The organism is Bisbaumannia pacifica (genome assembly GCF_007989625.1).
Classification (GTDB): Bacteria; Pseudomonadota; Gammaproteobacteria; order Pseudomonadales; family Halomonadaceae; genus Bisbaumannia; species Bisbaumannia pacifica.
Genome location: NZ_BJUK01000041.1, coordinates 1 through 22533 on the forward strand (window position 1 = coordinate 1; position 22533 = coordinate 22533).

At 67.2% G+C, this 22533-nt stretch carries 21 protein-coding genes; 15 read left to right on the forward strand and 6 right to left on the reverse strand.

Features of this window, described 5'->3' with window-relative positions:
- From dapE to map, 6 genes are all read right to left on the reverse strand, one after another.
- The coding region (gene dapE, locus HPA02_RS14455; protein ID WP_146803914.1) for a succinyl-diaminopimelate desuccinylase at positions 1 to 1164 on the reverse strand (1164 nt) is incomplete at its 3' end.
- A 54-nt stretch (positions 1165 to 1218) separates the two neighbouring features.
- Positions 1219 to 2244, reverse strand: a complete 1026-nt coding sequence (dapD, locus tag HPA02_RS14460) for a 2,3,4,5-tetrahydropyridine-2,6-dicarboxylate N-succinyltransferase (protein ID WP_146803915.1) — start codon at positions 2242 to 2244, stop codon at positions 1219 to 1221.
- Positions 2245 to 2282: 38 nt separating this feature from the next.
- On the reverse strand, positions 2283 to 2627 hold the full coding sequence (locus tag HPA02_RS14465; RefSeq protein WP_146803916.1) for an ArsC family reductase: 345 nt from the start codon (positions 2625 to 2627) through the stop codon (positions 2283 to 2285).
- Entirely contained in the window at positions 2627 to 3826 is a 1200-nt protein-coding gene (dapC, locus tag HPA02_RS14470; RefSeq protein WP_146803917.1) for a succinyldiaminopimelate transaminase, read from the reverse strand. Before dapC ends, HPA02_RS14465 begins: the two co-directional genes overlap by 1 nt.
- Positions 3827 to 3954: 128 nt before the next feature.
- Entirely contained in the window at positions 3955 to 6630 is a 2676-nt protein-coding gene (locus HPA02_RS14475; protein WP_146803918.1) for a [protein-PII] uridylyltransferase, read from the reverse strand.
- A gap of 1 nt (position 6631) precedes the next feature.
- Positions 6632 to 7423, reverse strand: a complete 792-nt coding sequence (map, locus tag HPA02_RS14480) for a type I methionyl aminopeptidase (RefSeq protein WP_146803919.1) — start codon at positions 7421 to 7423, stop codon at positions 6632 to 6634.
- Between the two features lie 292 nt (positions 7424 to 7715).
- Between map and rpsB the strand changes: the two genes are divergently transcribed.
- The 15 genes from rpsB to rnhB all read left to right on the forward strand — a co-directional run bounded on the left by rpsB (position 7716) and on the right by rnhB (position 22404).
- Complete coding sequence (gene rpsB, locus HPA02_RS14485) at positions 7716 to 8447, forward strand: 30S ribosomal protein S2 (RefSeq protein WP_146803920.1); 732 nt, start codon at positions 7716 to 7718, stop codon at positions 8445 to 8447.
- A 178-nt stretch (positions 8448 to 8625) separates the two neighbouring features.
- Positions 8626 to 9495: a translation elongation factor Ts gene (gene tsf, locus HPA02_RS14490; RefSeq protein WP_146803921.1), complete on the forward strand. Its 870-nt coding sequence runs from the start codon at positions 8626 to 8628 to the stop codon at positions 9493 to 9495.
- Positions 9496 to 9677: 182 nt separating this feature from the next.
- On the forward strand, positions 9678 to 10442 hold the full coding sequence (pyrH, locus tag HPA02_RS14495; protein ID WP_146803922.1) for a UMP kinase: 765 nt from the start codon (positions 9678 to 9680) through the stop codon (positions 10440 to 10442).
- 4 nt (positions 10443 to 10446) lie between these two features.
- A complete protein-coding gene (gene frr / locus HPA02_RS14500; protein ID WP_146803923.1) occupies positions 10447 to 11004 on the forward strand; it encodes a ribosome recycling factor in 558 nt (185 codons plus the stop codon).
- Between the two features lie 50 nt (positions 11005 to 11054).
- On the forward strand, positions 11055 to 11813 hold the full coding sequence (gene uppS, locus HPA02_RS14505; RefSeq protein WP_146803924.1) for a polyprenyl diphosphate synthase: 759 nt from the start codon (positions 11055 to 11057) through the stop codon (positions 11811 to 11813).
- Positions 11806 to 12603 carry a phosphatidate cytidylyltransferase gene (locus HPA02_RS14510; RefSeq protein WP_146803925.1) on the forward strand — a complete coding sequence of 266 codons (798 nt, stop codon included), beginning with the start codon at positions 11806 to 11808 and terminating at the stop codon, positions 12601 to 12603. Before uppS ends, HPA02_RS14510 begins: the two co-directional genes overlap by 8 nt.
- Positions 12600 to 13799 carry a 1-deoxy-D-xylulose-5-phosphate reductoisomerase gene (gene ispC / locus HPA02_RS14515; RefSeq protein ID WP_146803926.1) on the forward strand — a complete coding sequence of 400 codons (1200 nt, stop codon included), beginning with the start codon at positions 12600 to 12602 and terminating at the stop codon, positions 13797 to 13799. The genes HPA02_RS14510 and ispC overlap by 4 nt, the downstream gene beginning before the upstream one ends.
- 3 nt (positions 13800 to 13802) lie before the next feature.
- Positions 13803 to 15158 carry an RIP metalloprotease RseP gene (rseP, locus tag HPA02_RS14520; protein WP_146803927.1) on the forward strand — a complete coding sequence of 452 codons (1356 nt, stop codon included), beginning with the start codon at positions 13803 to 13805 and terminating at the stop codon, positions 15156 to 15158.
- Positions 15159 to 15312: 154 nt separating this feature from the next.
- Positions 15313 to 17649 (forward strand): outer membrane protein assembly factor BamA, encoded by a 2337-nt coding sequence (gene bamA / locus HPA02_RS14525; protein ID WP_244945931.1) that lies wholly within the window; start codon positions 15313 to 15315, stop codon positions 17647 to 17649.
- Between the two features lie 34 nt (positions 17650 to 17683).
- Positions 17684 to 18190: an OmpH/Skp family outer membrane protein gene (locus tag HPA02_RS14530; RefSeq protein ID WP_146803928.1), complete on the forward strand. Its 507-nt coding sequence runs from the start codon at positions 17684 to 17686 to the stop codon at positions 18188 to 18190.
- Positions 18191 to 18237: 47 nt separating this feature from the next.
- Positions 18238 to 19278, forward strand: a complete 1041-nt coding sequence (gene lpxD, locus HPA02_RS14535) for a UDP-3-O-(3-hydroxymyristoyl)glucosamine N-acyltransferase (protein WP_146803929.1) — start codon at positions 18238 to 18240, stop codon at positions 19276 to 19278.
- 109 nt (positions 19279 to 19387) lie between these two features.
- The gene (gene fabZ / locus HPA02_RS14540; protein ID WP_146803930.1) at positions 19388 to 19831 is read left to right on the forward strand and encodes a 3-hydroxyacyl-ACP dehydratase FabZ; all 444 of its coding nucleotides are present in this window, start codon (positions 19388 to 19390) and stop codon (positions 19829 to 19831) included.
- The gene (gene lpxA / locus HPA02_RS14545) at positions 19828 to 20595 is read left to right on the forward strand and encodes an acyl-ACP--UDP-N-acetylglucosamine O-acyltransferase (protein ID WP_146803931.1); all 768 of its coding nucleotides are present in this window, start codon (positions 19828 to 19830) and stop codon (positions 20593 to 20595) included. The genes fabZ and lpxA overlap by 4 nt, the downstream gene beginning before the upstream one ends.
- Positions 20579 to 21796, forward strand: coding sequence for a lipid-A-disaccharide synthase (lpxB, locus tag HPA02_RS14550; protein ID WP_276508225.1), 1218 nt, complete (start codon positions 20579 to 20581; stop codon positions 21794 to 21796). The genes lpxA and lpxB overlap by 17 nt, the downstream gene beginning before the upstream one ends.
- A complete protein-coding gene (rnhB, locus tag HPA02_RS14555; protein ID WP_146803932.1) occupies positions 21793 to 22404 on the forward strand; it encodes a ribonuclease HII in 612 nt (203 codons plus the stop codon). Before lpxB ends, rnhB begins: the two co-directional genes overlap by 4 nt.
- The last annotated feature ends 129 nt before the right edge of the window (positions 22405 to 22533 follow it).

The window sequence follows — 22533 nt, forward strand, 5'->3', positions numbered from 1 at the left end:
CCAGGCGTTAATGAAGAGACGTTCGAGGATCGCCTCGTAGATCTGGCTCAGGGTGTCCAGGTCGGCGGCGCGGATCCGCTCGTTGACCTGGTGGATGGTGGCATTCAAGGGGCCGAGCTCCACCACCTGGGTCCCCAGGGTGGCGATGAAGCGCCCGTCCGAGGTACCGCCGGCGGTGGAGAGTTCGGGGCGTCGCCCCAGCACCGCCTCGACGCCGCCCACCGCGGCCTCCACCAGTTCACCCTCGGCGGTGAGGAAGGGCTCGCCGTTGAGGGTCCAGTCGATATGGAAGTCGAGGCCGTGGGCGGCGAGGAGCGCCTCGGTGCGTTCCCGCAGCTGTTCGTGGGTCACCTCGGTGGAGTAGCGGAAGTTGAAGACCACCTCCAACTCGCCGGGGATCACATTGGTGGCGCCGGTACCGGCGCGGATATTCGAGATCTGGAAGCTGGTGGCCGGGAAGAAGGCGTTGCCATCGTCCCAGTGCTCCTTGGCGAGCGCATCCAGGGCCGGCGCCGCCTCGTGGATGGGGTTGCGTGCCAGGTGAGGGTAGGCCACATGGCCCTGCTTGCCCTTGATATGCAGTACGCCGCCCAGGGAGCCGCGGCGGCCGTTCTTGATCACGTCGGCGAGCTCCGCGGTGGAGGAGGGCTCACCGACGATGCAGTAGTCGAGGCGCTCGTGAGCCTCGCGCAGGTGCGCCACCACGGCGCGGGTACCGTCGACGGCGGGCCCCTCCTCGTCGGAGGTGATCAGGAAGGCGATCTTGCCGTGGTGCTCCGGATTGGCGGCCACGAAGCGTTCCACCGCGGTGATCATGGCCGCCAGGCTGCCCTTCATATCGGCGGCGCCGCGCCCCCACAGCATGCCCTCGTCATCGATGCAGGGCTCGAAGGGGGGGTGCTGCCAATGAACCTCCGGGCCGCTGGGCACCACGTCGGTATGGCCGGCGAAGGCCAGTACCGGGCCGTGGTGGCCGCGCACCGCCCAGAAGTTCTCCACATCGCCGAAGGGCAGCGACTCGATATGGAAGCCGAGCCGCTCCAGGCGCTCGATCATCAGTGCCTGGCAGCCGGCGTCATCGGGAGTCACCGAGGGACGCCGCATCAGCTCCATGGCGAGGTCGAGGGTGGGGGAGAGGTCGGCGGGGGTGGGGCTGGCGGACATGGGCATTCCTGGTCGGGAAGGCGACCGGGCCCGCACTCGCGGGCCCGGAGGCGCTTAGTTGTGGGCGTGCAGCGCTTCGTTGAGGGCGATGGCGCTCTTGTTGGTCAGGCACTCGATGCGGCCATTCACCGAGTTGCGGCGCAGCAGCAGGTCGTCCTGGCCGGCCAGTTCGCGAGCGGCCACGGTCTTGACCTCCTGGCCCTGATCATCGAGCACGGCGACCTTGGCGCCGGCGGTGATATAGAGGCCCGCCTCCACGGTGCAGCGATCGCCCAGGGGGATGCCGATGCCGGCGTTGGCGCCGATCAGGCAGCCCTCGCCCACCTTGATGATGATATTGCCGCCGCCGGAGAGAGTGCCCATGGTGGAGCAGCCGCCGCCCAGGTCGGAGCCCTTGCCGACCATGACGCCGGCGGAGATGCGCCCTTCGATCATGCCGGGGCCTTCGGTGCCGGCATTGAAGTTGACGAAGCCCTCGTGCATCACGGTGGTGCCCTCGCCCAGGTAGGCACCCAGGCGTACCCGGGCGGTGTCGCCGATGCGCACGCCGGCGGGCACCACGTAGTCGGTCATCTTGGGGAACTTGTCGACGCAGTCCACGGAGAGGGTGCGTCCTTCCAGGCGCGCCTTGAGGCGCCGCGCCGGCAGCTCCTCGATATCGATGGCGCCTTCGCTGCTCCAGGCCACGTTGCGCAGCAGGCCGAACATGCCGGTGAGGTCCAGGCCGTGGGGCTTGACCAGACGGTGGGAGAGCAGGTGCAGCTTGAGGTAGACCTCGGGGGCGGACTCCGGGGCGCTATCCTCGGCGAGGAACATGGCCACCAGCGGACGCTGGCTAGCGGCGAAGGCCTCGGCCAGCTCGGCCTGGTCGGCGTGGCCGGCCTCGCGCAGGGCGCTGGCCAGGGCGGCGCACTGTTCGGGCAGGAAGCTCACCGCGGCCTTGCCGGCGGGGGCGTCGAGGGCCTTGGCGGCGGCCGCCACCAGGCTGTCGTCGGGGTTGAGCAGGGGGGCCGGGTAGTAGATCTCCAGCCAGTCGCCCTGGGTGTTCTGGGTGCCGATTCCGAGTGCAAAGCTCAGCATGGGGTGTGTCCTCTTGAAAAATAAGGGCGAGCCGTGACTCAGCCCGGGAGATTGTCGTAGTCGCCGTCGCGGTAGCCCACCAGTATCTCGTCGCCGGTATCCAGCAGCGGGCGCTTGAGCAGGGTGGGGTGGGCCAGCATCAGCTCCCGCGCCTTATTGGCATCGACGTCGGCCTTGTCGGCCTCATCGAGCTGGCGCCAGGTGGTGCTGCGCTTGTTGAGCAGGGTCATCACCGGCACCCGCTCGAGGATCGCCTCGAGCAACGGCGCCGAGAGGCCATCCTCGCGTAGGTCGTGGAACTGGTAAGGGATGCCGGCCCCGTCCATGGCCTTGCGGGCCTTGCGGCAGGTATCGCAGTTCTTGATGCCGTAGAGGGTGAACATCAGCCTCTCCTTTCGATAAAGCGACGCAGGCGCCGGGCCGCTTCCAGCGTGGCCTCCACCTCGGCCACCAGGGCCAGGCGCAGGCGCCCGCTGCCGGGGTTGACCCCGTCGGCGCCGGGGCGGCCCATATAGCTGCCCGGCAGCACGCTGACGTGCTCCTCGGCGAACAGTTCGCGGGTAAAGGCCTCGTCGTCGCCGCCGGGCACCGCCGGCCACAGGTAGAAGCTGGCCTGCGGCGTGGGGAAGTCCATCACCGGGGCGAGGATCTCGGTGACCGCGGCGAACTTCTCCCGGTAGGCGTCGCGATTGGCGCGCACATGGGCCTCGTCGTTCCAGGCGGTGATGGAGGCGTGCTGCAGCGGCAGCGACATGGCGCAGCCGTGGTAGGTGCGGTAGCGCTTGAAGGGGGCGATCAGCCCGGCATCGCCGGCTACGAAGCCGGAGCGCAGCCCCGGCAGGTTGGAGCGCTTGGAGAGCGAATGAAAGACCAGGCAGCGGCGATAGTCGTGACGCCCCAGGGCCGCGCAGGCCTCGAGCAGCCCGGGGGGCGGGGTGGCCTCATCCAGGTAGAGCTCCGAATAGCACTCGTCGGAGGCGATGATAAAGTCGTGTTCATCCGCCAGGGCAATGAGTTTCTTGAACTCCTCCAGCGGGGTGACCGCCCCGGTGGGGTTGCCCGGCGAGCAGAGGAAGACGATCTGCACCTCGCGCCAGGTCTCGGCGGGCACGGCGTCGAAATCGGGGCGGAAGCCGCTCTCGGCGGTGCAGTCCAGGTAGAGGGGCGTGCCGCCGGCCAGCAGGGTGGCGCCCTCGTAGATCTGGTAGAAGGGGTTGGGCACCGCCACCCTGGCCGGGCGGCTACGGTCCAGTGCGGCCTGGACGAAGGCGAAGATCGCCTCCCGGGTGCCATTGACCGGCAGTACCTGGGTGTCGCTATCCAGGCCGGTCAGGCCGAAGCGTCGGGTCGCCCAGGCGGCGATGGCGCCACGCAGCGCATCCGTCCCCGCCGTGGCCGGGTAGCGGGCCATCTCGTCGCGATGCTCGGTGAGGCTCTCCAGGGCCGCCGCATAGGGGGCGTGCTGGGGCTCGCCGATGGTCAGGGGGATCGGCGCGAGGTCTGCGGGGGGCGTGACGCCGGCACGCAGGGCGGCGAGCTTCTCGAAGGGGTAAGGCTGGAGGGCGTCGAGATCGGGATTCATGGGTGTCCTGGCCGCCCGGCGCGGGCGAGATATCGTTATTGGCGTGGGCCCGTGAATCGCAAGGCCCCGGGTGCGTCTAGGCAAGCGATTATAGGGAAGCGGCCCAAGGGCCTCAAACCCGGGGAGGTTTAGACATCCAATACCTCGATCAGCCGTGCCCGCAGCCGCTCCTGGCGGGCCGGATCGGTCAGCGGCTCGCCGGCCTTGGTGGTGATAAAGAAGACGTCTTCGACCCGCTCGCCCAGGGTGGCGATCTTGGCCGCCGAGAGGGCGATGTCCTGCTCCATGAAAATGCGCCCCACCCGGGCCAGCAGGCCGGGGCGGTCCGGGGCCACCAGTTCCAGCATGGTGCGCTCGTTGGCCAGGTCCTGCTCCAGGGCGACCCGGGTCGGCACCTGGAAGTGCTTGAGCTGGCGCGGGGTGTGGCGGGTGACGATCTGCGGGTAGTCCTCCGGGTCGTCCAGTTCCTCCACCAGGTGGGCGCGGATCTCTTCCAACTGGGCGCGGTCGCGGATCGCCTGGTGCTGGTGATCCAGGACGATAAAGGTGTTGAGGGTCCAGTCGTTGCTGGAGGTGGCGATGCGCGCGTCGTGGATGGAGAGGCCCAGTTGATCCATGGCGGCGGCGGTGGCGGCGAAGAGGTCGTCCGCGGAGCGGGTGTGGATAAACACCTTGGTGCCGCCCTCGGCCATGTCCTCGGTGGGGGCGCTGATCAGGATCAGCGGCAGCTCCGAGCCCTCGTGGGCGAGGATACCCTGGGTCTGCCAGACGATCTCGCTGGGCGCGTACTGCAGGAAGTACTCCTCGCCGAGGGAGTCCCATAGCCGAGCCACCCGCTGGCCATCGGCGCCCACCGCTAGCAGCAGCGAGAAGGCCTCCTCACGGGTCTCGCGCACCCAGTCCTCGCGATCCGGCGGGTTCTCCAGGCCGCGGCGCAGGGCGCGCTTGGTCTCGCCGTGCAACTGGCGCAGCAGCGAGGCCCGCCAGCCGTTCCACAGCGCCGGGTTGGTGGCGCTGATATCCGCCACGGTGAGCACATAGAGGTAGTCCAGGTGGATCTCGTCGCGTACCAGGCGGGCGAAGTCGCGGATCACGTCCGGGTCGGTGATGTCGCGCTTCTGGGCCACCTTGGACATCAAGAGGTGGTTCTCCACCAGCCAGCTGACCAGTCGGGTGTCCCGGGGCGAGAGGCCGTGGCGCTCGCAGAAGGCCTCGGCATCCCGGGCGCCGAGGATGGAGTGATCGCCGCCGCGGCCCTTGCCGATATCGTGGTAGAGGCCGGCGATCCACAGCAGCTCCAGCTTGGGCAACTGGTGCACCAGCACCGAGGCCACCGGAAACTCCTCCCGGGCCTCGGGCTCGCGAAAGCGCTGGATGCACTTGAGCAGCCGCAGGGTATGGGCGTCGACGGTATAGATATGGAAGAGGTCGTGCTGCATCAGCCCCACCGCCTGGCCGAACTCCGGCAGGTACTTGCCGAGCACCCCGTAGCGATTCATGCGCCGCAGCTGGCGCGCCACGTTGCCGGAGGAGCGCAGCAGCTCCATGAACAGGCTCTGGTGGCGCAGGTCGTCGCGGTAGAGGTCGTCGATCAGGTGGCGATGGTCGCGGATCAGGCGGATGGTATCGGCGCGCACCCCCTCGATCTCCGGGTGCTGAGCCATCAGCAGGAAGAGTTCCAGCAGGGCCGCCGGGCGGTAGCGGAAGACGCCGGGGCTGCGCGCCTGGATATAGCCGCCGGTGACCTCGAAGCGGTCGTTGAGGGGGCGCGTCTCGAGGCGCTCCTCGCCGCGCAGGATCACCTCGTCGAAGTGCTGCAGCAGCATGTCGTTGAGGCCGGCCAGCGCCGTCACATGGCGATAGTAGCGCTTCATGAACTGCTCCACCGCCAGGCGCTCCGGGGTGTCGCGGTAGCCGAACAGCTCGGCGATGGTGCGCTGGTGGTCGAACTGCAGACGATCCTCGGCGCGTCCGGTGAGCATGTGCAGGGCGTAGCGCACCTGCCACAGGAAGGCCTGGCCCTGGCTGAGGATGCGCAGCTCGGCATCGTTCATGAAGCCGTTGGCCACCAGCTCCTCATAGCCCAGGGGGCCGAAGTGACGCTTGGCGACCCAGCCGATCATCTGGATATCCCGCAGCCCGCCGGGGGAACTCTTGATATTGGGTTCCAGGTGATACTCGGAGTTGTTGTAGCGGTAGTGGCGGGCGATCTGCTCCTGCCACTTGGCTTCGAAGAAGCGATCCGCGGGCCATAGCCGCTCGGTGGCCAGGCGTTGGCGCATGGCCTGGCGCAGCCGCTCGGGGCCGGCCAGGGTGCGGGTCTCCAGCAGGTTGGTGATCACCGTGACATCATCGCGGGCCTCGCGCTCGCAGTCGTTCAGCGAGCGCACGCTATGGCCGATCTCCAGGCCGATATCCCAGAGGAAGGTGATGAAGGCGGTGAGCGATTCCCGGTAGGGTGCGTCGTCGTCCTCCTCCAGCAGGAACAGCAGGTCGATATCGGAGTGGGGGTGCAGTTCGCCGCGACCATAGCCGCCCACGGCGAGCAGGGCGATGCCCTCCTCGGACCAGGGATGGCGTGCCCAGGCGATGGCCAGCAACTGATCCAGGCACCAGGCGCGGCCGCGCACCAGGTCGCGGATATCGGCGCCGCCGCGAAAGCGTTCGTCGAGGCGTGCCTGGATCGCCTTCAGCTCCGCCTTGAAGGGGGCGATCGGGGAGCGATGGGTGGCCAGCTCGGCGGCGAAGGCCTCGCCGTCGAACAGGCCGGGGTCGGGGCGAAAGCGATGATGGTGTAGCAGCATGTCAGTGCTCGAGGAAGCCGAGGTCTTCCTCGCTGCGGGCGGTGAGCACCTCGACGCCGTCGGCGGTGACCAGCAGGGTATGCTCCCACTGGGCGGAGAGGCTGCGATCCTTGGTCACCGCGGTCCAGTTGTCGCGCAGTACCTTGGTGCGATGGTCGCCCACGTTGATCATCGGCTCGATGGTGAAGCACATGCCCTCGGCCAGTTCGATATCGGCCTCGGGGGCGTAGCCGTCGTAGTGGAGAATCTGCGGGTCCTCGTGGAAGCCGGCACCGATGCCGTGGCCGCAGAAGTCGCGTACCACCGAGTAGCCGTTGGCCTCGGCATGCTGCTGGATCACCCGGGCCAGGGTCGACAGGCGCACCCCGGGCTTGACCAGGGCGATGCTCTTGTAGAGGCATTCCTGGGTGATGCGGCACAGCCGCTCGCCCTGGATGGTCTCGCCGACGATAAACATCTTGCTGGTGTCGCCATGGTAGCCGTCGGCGGTCTTGACGGTGACATCCAGATTCATGATGTCGCCCTTCTTGAGCTTCTTGCCGGCGTCGGGAATGCCGTGGCACACCACATGATTGATGGAAGTGCAGATCGACTTGGGGAAGCCGTGATAGTTGAGGGGCGCCGGCACCGAGCCCAGCTCGTCGACGATAAAGTCGTGGCACAGGCGGTCGAGCTCGCCGGTGGTGACGCCGGCCTGTACATGGGGGGTGATCATCTCCAGCACCAGGGCGGCCTGGCGGCCGGCCTCGCGCATCTTCTCGATCTCGTCGGGCGTCTTGATGGGAACGTTCATGGAATCTCGATCATGGGGAGGGTGGCGCCCCCTGGGCTCTCCCGGAGAGGGCCCGTCTGGGCCGGGGGCGGCTTCATCTTGGCATCGTTCTATGGTATAAAGCCGCGCGCTTTCCTGCAATCGTCCGCCCTTGTGGCCCCCGGGCCCGGCGGCGATAATAGAGAAGGCGTGATCCAAACGCCTAAAACACACATGCACCGACACAGGGTCCCGGGTGCCGTGGCGACCAGCGGTCGAGCGGTCGGATCCCTGGGGTGCATGGAGGCCTAACCCGAGTTCTCAGGAGTCTTCCATGTCTCAAGTCAATATGCGTGACCTGCTCAAGGCGGGTGCCCACTTCGGTCACCAGACCAAGTACTGGAACCCCAAGATGAGCAAGTTCATCTTCGGCGCGCGCAACAAGATCCACATCATCAACCTCGAGCACACCCTGCCGGCCCTGAACGACGCCGTGGCCGTGGTCGAGAAGATGGCTGCCGCCAACAACAAGATCATGTTCGTCGGCACCAAGCGTGCCGCCAGCAAGATCATCAAGGAAGAAGCCAGCCGCGTGGGCATGCCCTTCGTGAACCATCGCTGGCTGGGCGGCATGCTCACCAACTACAAGACCATCCGCGTCTCCATCAAGCGTCTGCGCGAGCTCGAAGCCATGCATGAAGATGGCACCTTCGAGAAGCTGACCAAGAAGGAAGTCCTGATGGCCACCCGCGAGCAGGAGAAGCTGGACCGCTCCATCGGTGGTATCAAGGAGATGGGTGGCCTGCCCGATGCGCTCTTCGTGATCGACGTCGACCACGAGCGTATCGCCATCAACGAAGCCAACAAGCTGGGCATCCCGGTCATCGGCGTGGTGGACACCAACTCCAACCCGGACGGTGTGGATTACGTGATCCCCGGCAACGATGACTCCATCCGCGCCATCCAGATCTACGTCCAGGCCATCGCCGGCGCCTGCGCCAAGGCGAAGGAAGGTCGTCCCGACGAGTTCGTCGAGGTCTCCGAGTCCGACGAAGTCGCCGAGTGATGCTGTACCGCCGACACTGAGTGTCATCTAGGCCTGCGATCCTGAGTCGCGGGCTCGGCGGCCCCTACCAGGGTCGGCGGATAAGGAGGGGGCCTGCGCCCCCTTTTTTCCCGTTCTGCCTGCGGGTGCGGCGGGAAATGCCCCGATTACCGACGCGAATCATTCAGAGGTTATTACCATGGCAGCTATCAGCGCCTCACAGGTCAAGGAACTGCGCGAGCGTACCGGGCTCGGCATGATGGAGTGCAAGAAGGCTCTCACCGAAGCCGGCGGCGACATCGAACTGGCCATCGAGAACCTGCGCAAGAGCTCTGGCCTCAAGGCCGCCAAGAAGGCCGACCGCACCGCCGCCGAAGGCGCCGTGGTCACCCGCGTGGCCGCCGACGGCAGCTACGGCGTGATGGTCGAGATCAACTCCGAGACCGACTTCGTGGCCCGCGACGACAACTTCAAGGCGTTCGCCGACAAGGTCGTCGATGCCCTGTTCGAGTCCAAGAGCGATGACGTGGCCGCCCTGATGGGGGGTGACATGGAAGACGTTCGCCAGCAGCTGGTGCAGAAGATCGGCGAGAACATCTCCGTGCGTCGTGCCGTGTTGGTCGAAGCCGGCGAAGGCAACCGCGTGGGCGCCTATGTCCATGGCGGCCGCATCGGCGTGCTGACCGTGCTCCAGGGTGCCACCGAGGAAGCCGCCAAGGATGTCGCCATGCACGTGGCCGCCATCAACCCGGCCGTGGCGCGTCCCGAGCATATGGCTCAGGAGCAGCTCGACAAGGAAAAGGCGATCATCCTGGCCCAGCCGGACATGGCCGGCAAGCCGGAGAACATCGCCGAGAAGATGGTTCAAGGCCGCCTGAAGAAGTACCTGGCCGAGAACAGCCTGACCGAGCAGCCCTTCGTCAAGAACCCCGACCAGTCCGTGGCCGAGTTCGTCAAGGCCGCCGGCGGCGAAGTGATTGGCTTTACCCGCTACGAAGTGGGCGAGGGCATCGAGAAGGAAGAAGTCGACTTCGCTAAGGAAGTGATGGAACAGGCCAAGCGCAGCTAAGGTCCGAGTTCCACGAGACGTGTTGGCGTGCGCGCAAGCGCACGCCTTCGCGTATCCGGCCGACGCTTTCGTCGGCCACCGCGTTAACCACGCCAGGAGTCGTCCCCCTTGGTCGCCCAGCGGTTGAGCTAAGGTAGACAGACTCCCCCGATTGATTACTGCCGCTGCCAGGAGATTCGCCCATGACCGTCGACACCCCCGCCACCGACCGTGCCCAGCCCGAGCGTGGCGCCAAGAGCAAGTACAAGCGTATCCTGCTCAAGCTCTCCGGCGAGGCCCTGATGGGCGAGCACGACTTCGGGATCGACCCCAAGGTGCTCGACCGCATGGCCCTGGAGATCGGTCAGCTGGTGGGCATCGGCGTCCAGGTGGGGATCGTCATCGGTGGCGGCAACCTGTTCCGCGGCGCGGCGCTGCACGAGGCCGGCATGGAGCGGGTCACCGGCGACCATATGGGCATGCTGGCCACGGTGATGAATGCCCTGGCCATGCGCGACGCCCTGGAGCGCTCGAATATCCGCTCGCGGGTGATGTCGGCCATTCCCATGAGCGGCGTGGTGGAACACTATGATCGCCGCACCGCCATCCGCTACCTCACCTCCGGTGACGTGGTACTCTTCTCCGCCGGCACCGGCAACCCCTTCTTCACCACCGATTCCGCGGCCTGCCTGCGCGGTATCGAGATCGACGCCGACGTGGTGGTCAAGGCCACCAAGGTGGACGGGGTCTACGACAAGGATCCGGTGAAGCACGCCGATGCCGTCAAGTACGAGCAGCTCAACTACGACGAGGTGCTCGACCAGAAGCTCGGGGTGATGGATTTGACCGCCATCTGCCTGGTGCGGGACCATGGCATGCCGGTGCGCGTGTTCGATATGAACAAGTCCGGCGCGCTACTGAACCTGGTGGTGGGTGGCAAGGAAGGCACGCTGATAGATAGAGGTTGAAACCGTGATCGACGACATCAAGAAAGACGCCGAAGGCCGCATGAAGAAGACCCTGGAGTCGCTCCAGGCCAACTTCCACAAGATCCGTACCGGGCGTGCCCATACCAGCATTCTCGACGCCGTGACCGTGGAGTACTACGGTTCTCAGGTGCCCCTGAACCAGGTGGCCAACGTCAATATCGAGGATGCCCGGACCCTCTCCGTGGTGCCCTGGGAGAAGCCCATGGTGCCCAAGGTGGAGAAGGCCATCCTGACCTCGGACCTGGGCCTCAACCCCTCCACCAACGGTAACGTGATCCGCGTGCCGATGCCGATGCTGACCGAGGAGACGCGCAAGGGCTATATCAAGCAGGCCCGCGGCGAGGCGGAGCAGGCGCGGGTGGCGGTACGCAACGTGCGCCGCGACGCCAATGGTGACATCAAGTCTCTGCTCAAGGAGAAGGAGATCACCGAGGACGAGCAGCACCAGGGCGAAGACGCGGTCCAGAAGCTGACCGACAAGTACATCGCCGAGATCGACAAGCTGCTGGAAGCCAAGGAACACGACCTGATGCAGGTCTAAGGCGCGGCGGGCCTCGGGCCCGCCTTTCCCTTCCTCCCGTGCGAGTCCCCATGACGTCAACGCAGTCCCCTCAAGCCCATCGTGGCGGTACGCCGCGCCATGTGGCGATCATCATGGATGGCAACAATCGCTGGGCCAAGGCCCGTGGCCTCTCCGGCGTGCGCGGCCACCATGCCGGCGTCGAGGCGGTGCGGGCGGTGATCCGCCGCGCCGCCGAACGCGGCGTCGAGACCCTGACCCTGTTCGCCTTCTCCAGCGAGAACTGGAAGCGCCCCCCCGCCGAGGTGAGCGCGCTGATGGAGCTCTTCCTGTTGGCGCTGAAGCGCGAGGTGCGCAAGCTTCACGAGCACGACATTCGCCTCTCGGTGATCGGCGAGCGCAGTGCCTTCTCCGCCTCCATCCAGAAACACGTGGCCCGTGCCGAGGCGCTGACCGCCGACAACCGCGGCCTGCATCTGGTGATCGCCGCCAACTATGGTGGCCGCTGGGATATCGCCAGCGCCGCCCGACGCCTCGCCGAGCGCGTCCAGGCCGGCGAGCTGGATCCCGCCGAGATCGACGAGGTGGCCCTGGATCGCGAGATCAGCCTGGCCGAGGATGCCCCGGTGGACCTGTGCATCCGCACCAGCGGCGAGCAGCGCATCTCCAACTTCCTGCTCTGGCAGCTGGCCTACGCCGAATTCCACTTCTCGCCGCTGCTGTGGCCCGACTTCGATGCCGCGGCCTTCGACCTGGCGCTGGATGATTTCGCCCGCCGTCAGCGGCGCTTCGGCATGACCGATGAACAGATCGAGGCCCAAGGTGCTTAAGCAGCGACTGATTACCGCCCTGATCCTGGCGCCCCTGGTCCTGCTGGGGCTGTTCGGCCTCGACGGCGGCGCCTTCGCCCTCTTTGCCGGCGCCATCGTCCTGCTGGGGGCCTGGGAGTGGGTCAACCTGGCCGGCTATGAGCGCCCGGGGGCACGCCTGCTGGGCGTCGCCGGGGCGGCGGCGCTGATGGCGCTGCTGTGGCTCGTCGGCGCCACCCAGGCCACCTGGCCGCTATGGCTGGCCGCCGCCGGCTGGCTGGTCAACTTCTACTGGGTCACCCGCTACCCCGAACGCCAGAGCCAGTGGCAGGCGCCCTCCCGGCGACTGGCCATGGGGCTCTGGGTGCTACTGCCTACCTGGGTCGGATTTATCGCCCTGCGCGACGGCGGGGTCGAGTGGCTGCTCTTCGTGCTGCTGCTGGTGTGGACCGCCGATAGCGGCGCCTACTTCGCCGGTCGCGCCTATGGGCGCCGCAAGCTGGCGCCCAGCGTCAGTCCCGGCAAGTCCTGGGAAGGCGTGTTGGGCGGCCTGGCCGCCACCACCCTGCTGGCGCTGGGTTTCGCCCTCTGGTTGGGGCTCGCCCCGGGGCAGCTGGCACAACTGATCCTTATCACCTGGCTGGTCACCGCCGTCTCGGTGGTGGGGGATCTGTTCGAGAGCATGCTCAAGCGCAGCCGCGGCATCAAGGACTCCAGTGCCCTGCTGCCCGGCCATGGCGGGGTGCTCGACCGCATCGACAGCCTCACCGCCGCCGTGCCCCTCTTCGCCCTGCTGCGCCTATGGCTATGAGCACTGCCCCTCAGGGGGTCACGGTGCTGGGTGCCACCGGTTCCATCGGCACCAGCACCCTGGATGTCATCGCCCGCCACCCCGAACGCTATCGGGTACACGCCCTGACGGCCCACCGCGACCGCCAGGGACTCTTGAGCCTCTGCCTGCGCCATCGCCCGGCGGTGGCCGTGCTGGGCAGCGAGGCGGACGCCGCCTGGCTGCGACTCCAGTTGGCCGCGGCGGGCCTGGAAACCGAGGTGGCCGCCGGCGAGACGGCCCTGTGCGAGGTGGCCGAGGCCGGCGAGGCGTCGGTGGTGATGGCGGCCATCGTCGGCGCCGCCGGCCTGCTGCCGACCCTGGCCGCGGTGCGTGCCGGCAAGCGGGTACTGCTGGCCAACAAGGAGGCCCTGGTGATGTCCGGGGCCCTGTTTATGGAGGCGGTGGCGGCGCATGGCGCGACCCTGCTGCCCATCGACTCCGAACACAATGCCATCTTCCAGTGTCTACCCGTCGAGCACCGGGGTGGCCTGGGGCGCCACGGCGTCACCCAACTGCTGTTGACCGCTTCCGGCGGTCCCTTCCGGGGCTGGAGCGCCGAGCAATTGGCCGAGGTGACGCCGGCGCAGGCCTGTGCCCACCCCAACTGGTCCATGGGGCGGAAGATTTCCGTGGACAGTGCCACCCTGATGAACAAGGGGCTGGAGTTGATCGAGGCGTGCTGGCTGTTCGATACCACGCCGCAACAGGTTCAGGTGGTGGTGCATCCGCAGAGCGTGATCCACTCTATGGCCGCCTACAGCGATGGGTCGGTGCTAGCACAGTTGGGCAACCCGGACATGCGTACGCCCATCGCCTATGGCCTGGCCTGGCCGGAGCGCATCGACGCCGGGGTCGAGGCGCTGGATTTGTTTCAGGTGGCACGCCTCGACTTCGAGGCCCCGGACGCGGCGGCCTTTCCCTGCCTGCGCCTGGCACGGCAGGCCATGGAGGCCGGCGGCACGGCACCGGCGATGCTCAATGCCGCCAATGAGGTAGCGGTGGCCGCCTTCCTCGAGGGGCGGCTCGGCTTCACCGGGATTCCGCGCCTGGTGGCGGCGGTGCTCGACGAGCTGGAAGTGCGCTCGGCCCGGACCCTGGAGGGGATCCTGGCCGAGGATGCCCGGGCACGGCGCACCGCCGAGGCCCTGTTGGTGACGCTGACGCGGGGAGACTAAGCGATGGGCGTGATCCAGAACGTGTTGGCGGTGATCGTGGTCCTGGGCCTACTGATCACCTTTCACGAATATGGTCACTACTGGGTGGCCAAGCGTTGTGGGGTCAAGGTGCTGCGCTTCTCGGTGGGCTTCGGTAAGCCGCTCTGGTCGCGTACCGACCGCCATGGCACCGAGTTCGCCGTGGCCGCCATCCCCCTGGGGGGCTACGTCAAGATGCTCGACGAGCGAGAGGGGCCGGTGGCCCCCGATGAGCGTCACCGGGCCTTCAACAACCAGTCCGTTTGGGCGCGGATCGCCATCGTCGTCGCCGGTCCCCTGGCCAATTTCCTGCTCGCCATCGTCGCCTACTGGCTGCTCTTCGTGGTGGGTACCACCACGGTGGCGCCGGTAGTGGGGGCGGTGACTCCCGACTCGCCGGCGGCCCGCGGCGGCCTGGCCTCGGGTCAGGAGATCGTCGCCATCCAGGGCGAACGGGTGCGCTCCTGGGAAGAGGTCAACCTCAAGCTGGTGGCGGTCATCGGCCATAGCGGCGAGTTGCGTTTCAGCATCCGGGACGAAGGTAGCGAAGTGATCCGGGAACGCGGCCTGCCGGTGGAGAACTACCTGGTGCGCCAGGACCCGCCCCGACCGCTGTCGAGCCTGGGGTTCACCCCCTGGCGGCCGGCCTTCCCCGCCGAGCTGGGGCAGGTGCTGGAAGGCGAGGCGGCGGCCGCCGCCGGTCTCGAGCCCGGCGACCGGATACACCGCATCGACGGTGAAGGCATCGACGACTGGACGCATTTCGTCGAGGTGGTGCGGGCCCATCCTGGCGAGGCCCTGGACCTGGAGGTGCAGCGTGGCGACGAGCGGCTGAGCCTGACCCTGGTGCCGGGGCGCAACGAGCGGGAGACGGGGAGTGCCGTCGGCTACATCGGCGCCGGGGTGGCGTCGGTGGCGTGGCCCGAGGAGTATCGTCGCGAGGTGCGCTACGGTCCCCTGGCGGCCCTGGGGCAGTCGCTGTCACGCACCGGCGAGATGTCGCTGCTGACCCTGGATGCGATTCGCAAGATGCTGGTGGGGCTGATCTCGCCCTCCAACCTCTCCGGACCCATCACCATCGCCCGGGTGGCGGGGGACACCGCGCGCAGTGGCCTGGAGAGCTTTATCAGCTTCATGGCCTACCTCTCGATCAGCCTGGGGATCCTCAACCTGCTGCCGATCCCAGTGCTGGATGGCGGCCACCTGGCCTACTACGTCATCGAGGCGCTGCGCGGCCGGCCGGTCTCCGAGAAGGCGCAGGCCATCGGCCTGCGCATCGGCCTGGCCCTGGTGGGTAGCCTGATGTTCATGGCCCTCTATTTCGACCTGATGCGGTTGTAATGGCTCCCCCGAGCCGCTGGCGTTGGTCGGGGAAGCTTCCCCGGCCTTGTCAGTTACCCGCACAAATGTATAAGGTGCCTATTTCGAACACCGTTCCTCCTGGCAGGGAAGCACGGGATCTCGATGGGCAGATCAACGCGAGCGAAGCGACTGAATGAAACTCAAGACCATCGGATTGGCAGCGCTGCTACTGGCCGGCGCCCAGTCGGCCTCGGCGAACGAATTCAATATCTCCGATATTCGCGTGGAGGGCCTGCAGCGCGTTCCCGCGGCCTCCGTCTTCAATGCTTTCCCCTTGGGGACCGGTGAGCGGGTCGACGAGCGCGAGCTGGCCGAGGCGGCCCGCGAGCTCTTCGCCACCGGCCTCTTCGAGGATATCCGCCTGGCGCGCGACGGCGAGGTGCTGATCATTCAGGTGGAGGAGCGCCCCTTTATCGCCGCCATCGAGATCAGCGGCAACTCCCTGGTGCCGGAGGAAGAGCTGCGCCGGGCCATGCGCGGCGTCGACCTGGCCGAGGGCGAGGTGCTGCAGCTCTCCACCCTGGAGGAGATGCAGCGGGAGCTGGAGCAGCTCTACCAGTCCCAGGGCCGTTACAGCGCGCGCATCGACACCCGGATCGAGGAGGTCGGCGACAACCGCGTTCGGGTCAATATCGATATCAACGAAGGGGCGGTGGCGCGGATACGCCAGATCAATATCGTCGGCAATCGCGCCTTCGATAACGACACTCTGCGGGAGGTCTTCGAGCTCGAGGATCGCCCGGGACGAATCTTCGGCTGGTTCTCCAAGGACGAGTATTCCCGCGAGGCCCTGGCCGGGGACCTGGAGCGGCTGCGCTCCTTCTACCTGGATCGCGGCTATGTGAACTTCGATATCGCCTCGACCCAGGTGGCCATCAGTCCCGATCAATCGCAGATCTTCGTCACCATCAATGTCGACGAGGGGCGCCAGTATCGCCTCGGCGATATTCGTTTCGAGGGCGACCTGATCATCTCGTCCAGCGAGGCCCGTGAGCTGGTGACGGCGACCCCGGGGGAGATCTTCTCACGCAGCGAGGTCACCGCCTCGGTGGAGGCCCTGCGCTCGCGCCTGGGTGCCGAGGGCTTCACCTTCGCCGAGATCGAGCCGATTCCGCAGGTGCGTGACGATGGCGAGACTGTGGATCTGCTGCTGGCGGTCAACCCCGGTCGCCGCGCCTATGTGCGGCGCATCGAGTTCATCGGCAATACCACCACCCAGGACGAGGTGCTGCGCCGCGAGATGATCCAGCTGGAGGGGGCCCCGGCCTCCACCGAGTCGATCAGCCAGTCCCGCCAGCGCCTGGAGCGCCTGGGCTTTTTCAAGCAGGTCGAGGTCGAGACCCGGCCGGTGCCCGGCGAGCCGGATCAACTGGACGTGACCTACCGGGTCGAGGAGCAACCGTCCGGTTCCATTTCCGCGAGCATCGGCTTCTCGCAGACCGCCGGGGTGATCTACGGCGCCGGCCTCTCCCAGAACAACTTCCTGGGCACCGGCAACCGGGTCAACATCAATGCCCAGCGTAGCGATACCTTCACCGGGCTCAACTTCGGTTATACCGACCCCTACTGGACCCTGGATGGTATTTCCCGCGGTTATGACCTCTTCTATCGGGAAACCGATTACGAGGATTCGGATATCTCCACCTACTCCACCGACTCCTTCGGTGGCGGTATCAATTTCGGCTATCCGATCGACGAGAACAGCCGCCTCAACTTCGGCGCCAGCGTCGAAGACCTGACGATCAAGACCTATAACGATACCGCCCTGGAGATTCGCCAGTACGTGGAGGATCAGGGCGCCGATGCCCAGAGCCTCAAGCTCACCGCCAGCTGGACCCGTAATAACCTCAATCGTGGGGTGATGCCCACCGCGGGCAACTATCAGCGCCTCTCCCTGGAAGCCGCCGTGCCGGGCAGCGATGCCGACTATTATCGGCTGCGCTACCGCGCCCAGCAGCTCTTCCCCCTGAGTGACGCCTGGTCGCTGAAGTTCGGCACCACCCTCGGCTATGCCGACAGCATCGGCAACGATCCCTACCCCTTCTACGAGAATTTCTTCTCCGGCGGCCTGGGCTCGGTGCGCGGCTTCACCGGCAATACCCTGGGGCCGCGTACCACGCCGCCGTCCGGGGTCGATCGGGAGCGTACCCTGGGCGGCAACGTCCTGGTGGAGGGCAGCGTGGAGCTCTTCTTCCCGGTGCCTTTCGTCGAGGATCAGCGCTCCCTGCAGGCGGGCTTCTTCCTGGATGGTGGCAACACCTTCCTGACCGACTGTCTGCCGGTGCCGGCAGGGGCGACCTCGCGCTGCGAGTCCGGTATTGACCTGGGCGAGCTGCGCTACAGTGCCGGTATCGGCCTGTCCTGGCTGACCCCGGTGGGACCGCTGACCTTCAGCGTCGCCGAGCCCTTGAATGACGAGGAAGGCGACGACACCCAGTTCTTCCAGTTCTCGTTGGGTCAGACCTTCTGAGCCATCAACCTTTCGGATCACAGGAGAGTGACCTATGCGTAAATTGACCCTGGCCCTCGGCGTCGCCGCCCTGATGGGGGGCACCAGCCTGGCTCAGGCCGCCGAGGTGGCGGTGCTGGACTGGCGCGAGGCGTTGATGGAAACCGACGAGGCGCAGCGCCAGATGAGCGAGCTGCGCAGCGAGATCGAGGGGCCCCAGCAGGAGGCCCAGTCCCTCGGTCAGGAGCTCCAGGCCCTGCAGCAGCGCCTGGAACAGGACGGCGCCGTGATGTCCGACTCCGAGCGCGAGGCCCTGCTTCAGGAAGGCATGGAGAAGGAGCAGCGCTTCATGCAGCTGCGTCAGCAGATCGGCGAGGCACAGATGCGTTCCGAGCAGGCCTTCCTGCAGGGGGCGGAGCCCAAGCTGGAGCAGGCCGTGGATCAGATCATCGAGCGCCACGATATCGAGGTGCTGATCGATCGTGACGGGGTGATTCACACCACCCTCGAGCTGACCGACGTCACCGACGAGGTCACCGAGATTCTCAACACCCTCAACTGACGAGTCGCCGGGAGTTCGCTCCCGGCCCCTGACCGGCAAAGGCGCCCATGACACACGCCCACACTCCCGCCTTCACCCTGGAGGAGCTGGCCGAGCGGCTCGGCGCGACCCTGATCGGCGATGGCCGGCGTCGGGTCACCGGCCTGGCCACCCTCACCGAGGCCGGCCCCGAGGAGATCACCTTCCTGGCCAACCGCGCCTACCTCAAGTATCTCCCCGAGACCCGCGCCGCGGCGGTCCTGCTGCATCCCGGTCAGGCCGAGGAGTGCCCCACCGCCTGCCTGACCCTGGACAATCCCTACCTGGGCTATGCGGCCCTGTCTCGGCTCTTCGATCCGCTGAACGGCCGGCGGAGCCCCGGTATCCATCCCTCCGCCGTGGTGGCCGACGGGGTGGCGCTGGGGCGTGACGTGGAGATCGGTCCCCAGGCGGTGATCGAGTCCGGCGTCAGTCTGGGCGATGGCGTGGTGGTCGGTCCCGGGTGCATGATCGGCGCTGATAGCCGCATCGGCGCCGATTCCCGGCTGCATGCCAATGTCACCGTCTATCACGGCGTGATTATCGGCGAGCGAGCCATCCTGCACAGTGGCTGCGTGATCGGCGCCGATGGCTTTGGCTTCGCTCATGATGGCGGGGGCTGGCATAAGATCGCCCAGTTGGGCGGCGTGGTGCTGGGCGACGACGTGGAGGTGGGTAGCTGCTCGAGCATCGACCGGGGCGCTCTGGGCGATACCCTGATCGGCGATGACGTCAAGATCGACAGCCAGGTGCAGATCGCCCACAACGTGCAGATCGGCGATCACAGTGCCCTGGCCGGCTGCGTCGGCATCGCCGGCTCCACCAAGGTAGGCAGGCACTGCCTGTTGGGCGGTGGCGTCGGCCTCTCCGGCCACCTGACGATCTGTGATGGCGTTCAGGTCACCGGCATGAGCCTGGTCACCAACTCCATCCATGAGCCCGGCGTCTACTCCTCCGGTACCGGGGCCATGAGTAACGCCCAGTGGCGAAAGAATGCGGTGCGCTTCAAGCAGCTGGACGCCCTGGCCAAGCGGCTGGCACGCCTGGAGAAGGCCCAGGAATCGCGTTGAGCCGAGCGGCGACGCGGGTATAATTCCCCCTTCGCCAGTCTAACGGCGCCCGGCGCCGCTCCATGCTCGCCCGTCGGGCGAGCATTTTCGTCTTCCTAGAGGTGCCTCGATGGTAATGGACATCAACGACATTCGTGACTACCTGCCCCACCGCTACCCCTTCCTGTTGGTGGATCGGGTGCTGGAACTGGAGCTGGGGCAATCCATCGTTGCCTACAAGAACGTCAGCGTGAACGAGCCCTTCTTCAACGGGCACTTCCCCCACCACCCGATCATGCCCGGGGTGCTGATCATCGAGGCCATGGCCCAGGCCTGTGGTATCCTGGGCTTCAAGACCGTCAACAAGCTGCCCGCCGATGGCTATGTCTACTACCTGGTGGGTAGCGACAATGCCCGCTTCAAGCGTCCGGTGATGCCCGGCGACCAGCTGCGCCTGGAGGCGCGAGTGGAGCGCGAGAAGCGCGGCATCTGGAAGTTCGCCTGCCGTGCCACCGTCGACGGTGAGCTGGCCTGCGAAGCCGATATCATCTGTGCCGAGAGGAAGGTCGCTTGATTCATCCCACCGCCATCGTTGACCCCAAGGCGTGTCTGGCCGAGGACGTCGAGGTGGGCCCCTTCAGCGTGATCGGGCCCGACGTGGAGATCGGCGCCGGCAGTCGCATCGGTCCCCATGTGGTGATCAAGGGCCCCACCGTGCTGGGCGAGCGAACCCGCATCTTCCAGTTCGCCTCGGTGGGCGAGGATTGCCAGGACAAGAAGTATGCCGGCGAGCCCACCCGCCTGGAGATGGGCGACGATAACGTGATCCGCGAGGGGGCGACCCTGCATCGCGGCACCGTTCAGGACCGCGGCGTCACCACCATCGGTTCCCGCAACCTCTTCATGGCCTATTCCCACGTGGGTCATGATTGCGTGATCGGCAGCGACTGTATCCTGGCCAATCAGGTGACCCTGGCCGGCCATGTGCACCTGGGCGATTTCGTTATCCTCGGCGGGCTCTCCGCGATACACCAGTTCTGTCGCTTCGGCGCCCACGCCATGGCCGGTGGCGGCTCCATCATCACCAAGGACGTGCCTGCCTATGTGATGATCAACGGCAACCCGGCCCAGCCCCATGGCCTCAACCTGGTGGGCCTCAAGCGTCGCGGCTTCTCCAGCGAGGCGATCAAGGCGCTGAACGAGGCCTACAAGCTGGTCTACCGTCAGGGGCTGACCGTGGAGCAGGCCCTGGGCGAGATCCGCGATCGCTTCCGGCTCGCCGAGACCGAGGCCTTTATCGCCTCCATCGAGGCCTCTACTCGTGGCATCATCCGCTAGGGCGGCCCCCCTGCGACGGGTCTATCTGGTCGCCGGGGAGCTCTCCGGCGATATTCTCGGTGCCGGCCTGATGCGCGAGCTCAAGGCGCGCCACCCCGGCGTCGAGTTTCGTGGCATCGGTGGCCCGCGGATGCTCGACGAGGGCATCGACAGCCGCTTCCCCCTGGAGACCCTCTCGGTGATGGGCCTGGTGGAGGTGCTCAAGCACCTGCCCGAGCTGCTGCGGGTACGGCGTACTCTTTACCGGGATGCCCTGGCCTGGCGGCCGGATATCGTGATCGGCATCGATGCCCCGGACTTCAATCTGGGGCTGGAGCGCCGGCTGCGCGAGGCCGGCCTGACCACCGCCCACTATGTCAGCCCCTCGGTCTGGGCCTGGCGCCAGGGGCGGGTCAAGGGCATCGCCAAGTCCGTCGATGCCATGCTCACCTTCCTGCCCTTCGAGGCCGCCTTCTATCGTCGCCATCGGGTGCCGGTGGCCTTCGTCGGCCATCCGCTGGCCGACGAGTTACCCCTGGAGACCGACCGCCTCGTCACGCGCCGCACGCTCGGCCTGCCCGAGGAGGCCGAGGTGCTGGCCCTGTTGCCCGGTTCCCGGGCCAATGAGGTGCGTTTCCTGGGCGAGACCTTCCTGGCCGCCGCCGAACGGCTGTGCGCCGAACGCCCCGCGCTTCGCGTGGTGATTCCCGCCGCGACCCCGGGGCGTCGCGAGCAACTTGAGGCGCTGCTCACGGCGCACCCGGCGCTGGCCGGGCGCGTCCACCTGCTCGATGGCCGCTCCCGGGAGGCCATGGTGGCCTCGGATGTGGTGCTGCTGGCCTCGGGCACCGCGGCCCTGGAGGCGATGCTCTGCCATCGCCCCATGCTGGTGGCCTACAAGATGGCCCCGGCCACTCACTGGCTGGCCAAGCGGCTGGTCAAGACCGAGTGGATCTCGCTGCCCAACCTGATCGCCCGGGAGCCCCTGGTGCCGGAGCTGATCCAGGAGGCCGCTAGTAGCGAGGCGATCGCCGTGGAACTCGGCGCGATGCTCGACGACGGCGCGGGCCGGGCCGCCCTGGAGGCGCGCTTCGCCGCCATGCATGCCGGCCTGCAGCGCGATGCCAGCCGCCGCGCCGCGGAGGCCATCGAGGCGCTGGTGGCGGGTACGCCGCTGCCTGCCAGCGTGGCCCCGGAGCGAGCCGAGGAGGTGACGTCGTGACCCAGCGCGAGTTGCCGCCGCTGGTGATCGACTATACTGGCCAGCGCCTGGCCGGCGTCGATGAGGTCGGGCGAGGCCCTTTGGTGGGCGCCGTGGTGGCCGCCGCGGTGATCCTCGATCCCGCCCGGCCCATCGCCGGGCTGAATGACTCCAAGGCGCTCTCCGCGAAGCGCCGCCAGTCCCTGGATGACGAGATCCGTGAGCGGGCGCTGGCCTTCGCCGTGGCCGAGGCGAGCCCCGCCGAGGTGGACGAGCTGAATATCTACCATGCGACGCATCTGGCCATGCGCCGCGCCATCGACGCCCTGAGCCCCGCCGCCGAATACCTGCTGGTGGACGGCAATCGCCTGCCCGGGCATTCGCTGCCTGGCCAGGCGGTGGTCAAGGGCGATGCCCGCCACCCGGCCATCGCCGCCGCCTCGATCCTCGCCAAGGTGGCCCGGGACGCCCAGATGCTCGCCCTGGATGGCCGCCATCCCGATTACGGCTTCGCCCGCCACAAGGGCTACCCGACCCGGGAGCACCTGGCCGCCCTGGAACGCCTGGGCCCGCTCCCCGAGCATCGCCGCTCCTTCGCCCCGGTCAAGCGCCAACTGGCGCTGTTCTAACCGGGCTGGCGCAGCCGCCATGGCCGAGGGGCGCTGGGGGCGGCCTTCCGCAGTGCCTGCCCCCAGGATCGTCTCGGCCCTCTAACGCTGACTGTGTCGTGAAATGCCGCTTGCACGAGGACAGGTCGC

Bases quoted from the DNA above. Each gene is read 5' to 3' on its own strand.
- dapD (WP_146803915.1), bottom strand. From the start codon at position 2,244: ATGCTGAGCTTTGCACTCGGAATCGGCACCCAGAACACCCAGGGCGAC.
- HPA02_RS14465 (WP_146803916.1), bottom strand. From the start codon at position 2,627: ATGTTCACCCTCTACGGCATCAAGAACTGCGATACCTGCCGCAAGGCC.
- dapC (WP_146803917.1), bottom strand. From the start codon at position 3,826: ATGAATCCCGATCTCGACGCCCTCCAGCCTTACCCCTTCGAGAAGCTC.
- HPA02_RS14475 (WP_146803918.1), bottom strand. From the start codon at position 6,630: ATGCTGCTACACCATCATCGCTTTCGCCCCGACCCCGGCCTGTTCGAC.
- map (WP_146803919.1), bottom strand. From the start codon at position 7,423: ATGAACGTTCCCATCAAGACGCCCGACGAGATCGAGAAGATGCGCGAG.
- rpsB (WP_146803920.1), top strand. From the start codon at position 7,716: ATGTCTCAAGTCAATATGCGTGACCTGCTCAAGGCGGGTGCCCACTTC.
- tsf (WP_146803921.1), top strand. From the start codon at position 8,626: ATGGCAGCTATCAGCGCCTCACAGGTCAAGGAACTGCGCGAGCGTACC.
- pyrH (WP_146803922.1), top strand. From the start codon at position 9,678: ATGACCGTCGACACCCCCGCCACCGACCGTGCCCAGCCCGAGCGTGGC.
- uppS (WP_146803924.1), top strand. From the start codon at position 11,055: ATGACGTCAACGCAGTCCCCTCAAGCCCATCGTGGCGGTACGCCGCGC.
- ispC (WP_146803926.1), top strand. From the start codon at position 12,600: ATGAGCACTGCCCCTCAGGGGGTCACGGTGCTGGGTGCCACCGGTTCC.
- rseP (WP_146803927.1), top strand. From the start codon at position 13,803: ATGGGCGTGATCCAGAACGTGTTGGCGGTGATCGTGGTCCTGGGCCTA.
- bamA (WP_244945931.1), top strand. From the start codon at position 15,313: ATGAAACTCAAGACCATCGGATTGGCAGCGCTGCTACTGGCCGGCGCC.
- HPA02_RS14530 (WP_146803928.1), top strand. From the start codon at position 17,684: ATGCGTAAATTGACCCTGGCCCTCGGCGTCGCCGCCCTGATGGGGGGC.
- lpxD (WP_146803929.1), top strand. From the start codon at position 18,238: ATGACACACGCCCACACTCCCGCCTTCACCCTGGAGGAGCTGGCCGAG.
- fabZ (WP_146803930.1), top strand. From the start codon at position 19,388: ATGGTAATGGACATCAACGACATTCGTGACTACCTGCCCCACCGCTAC.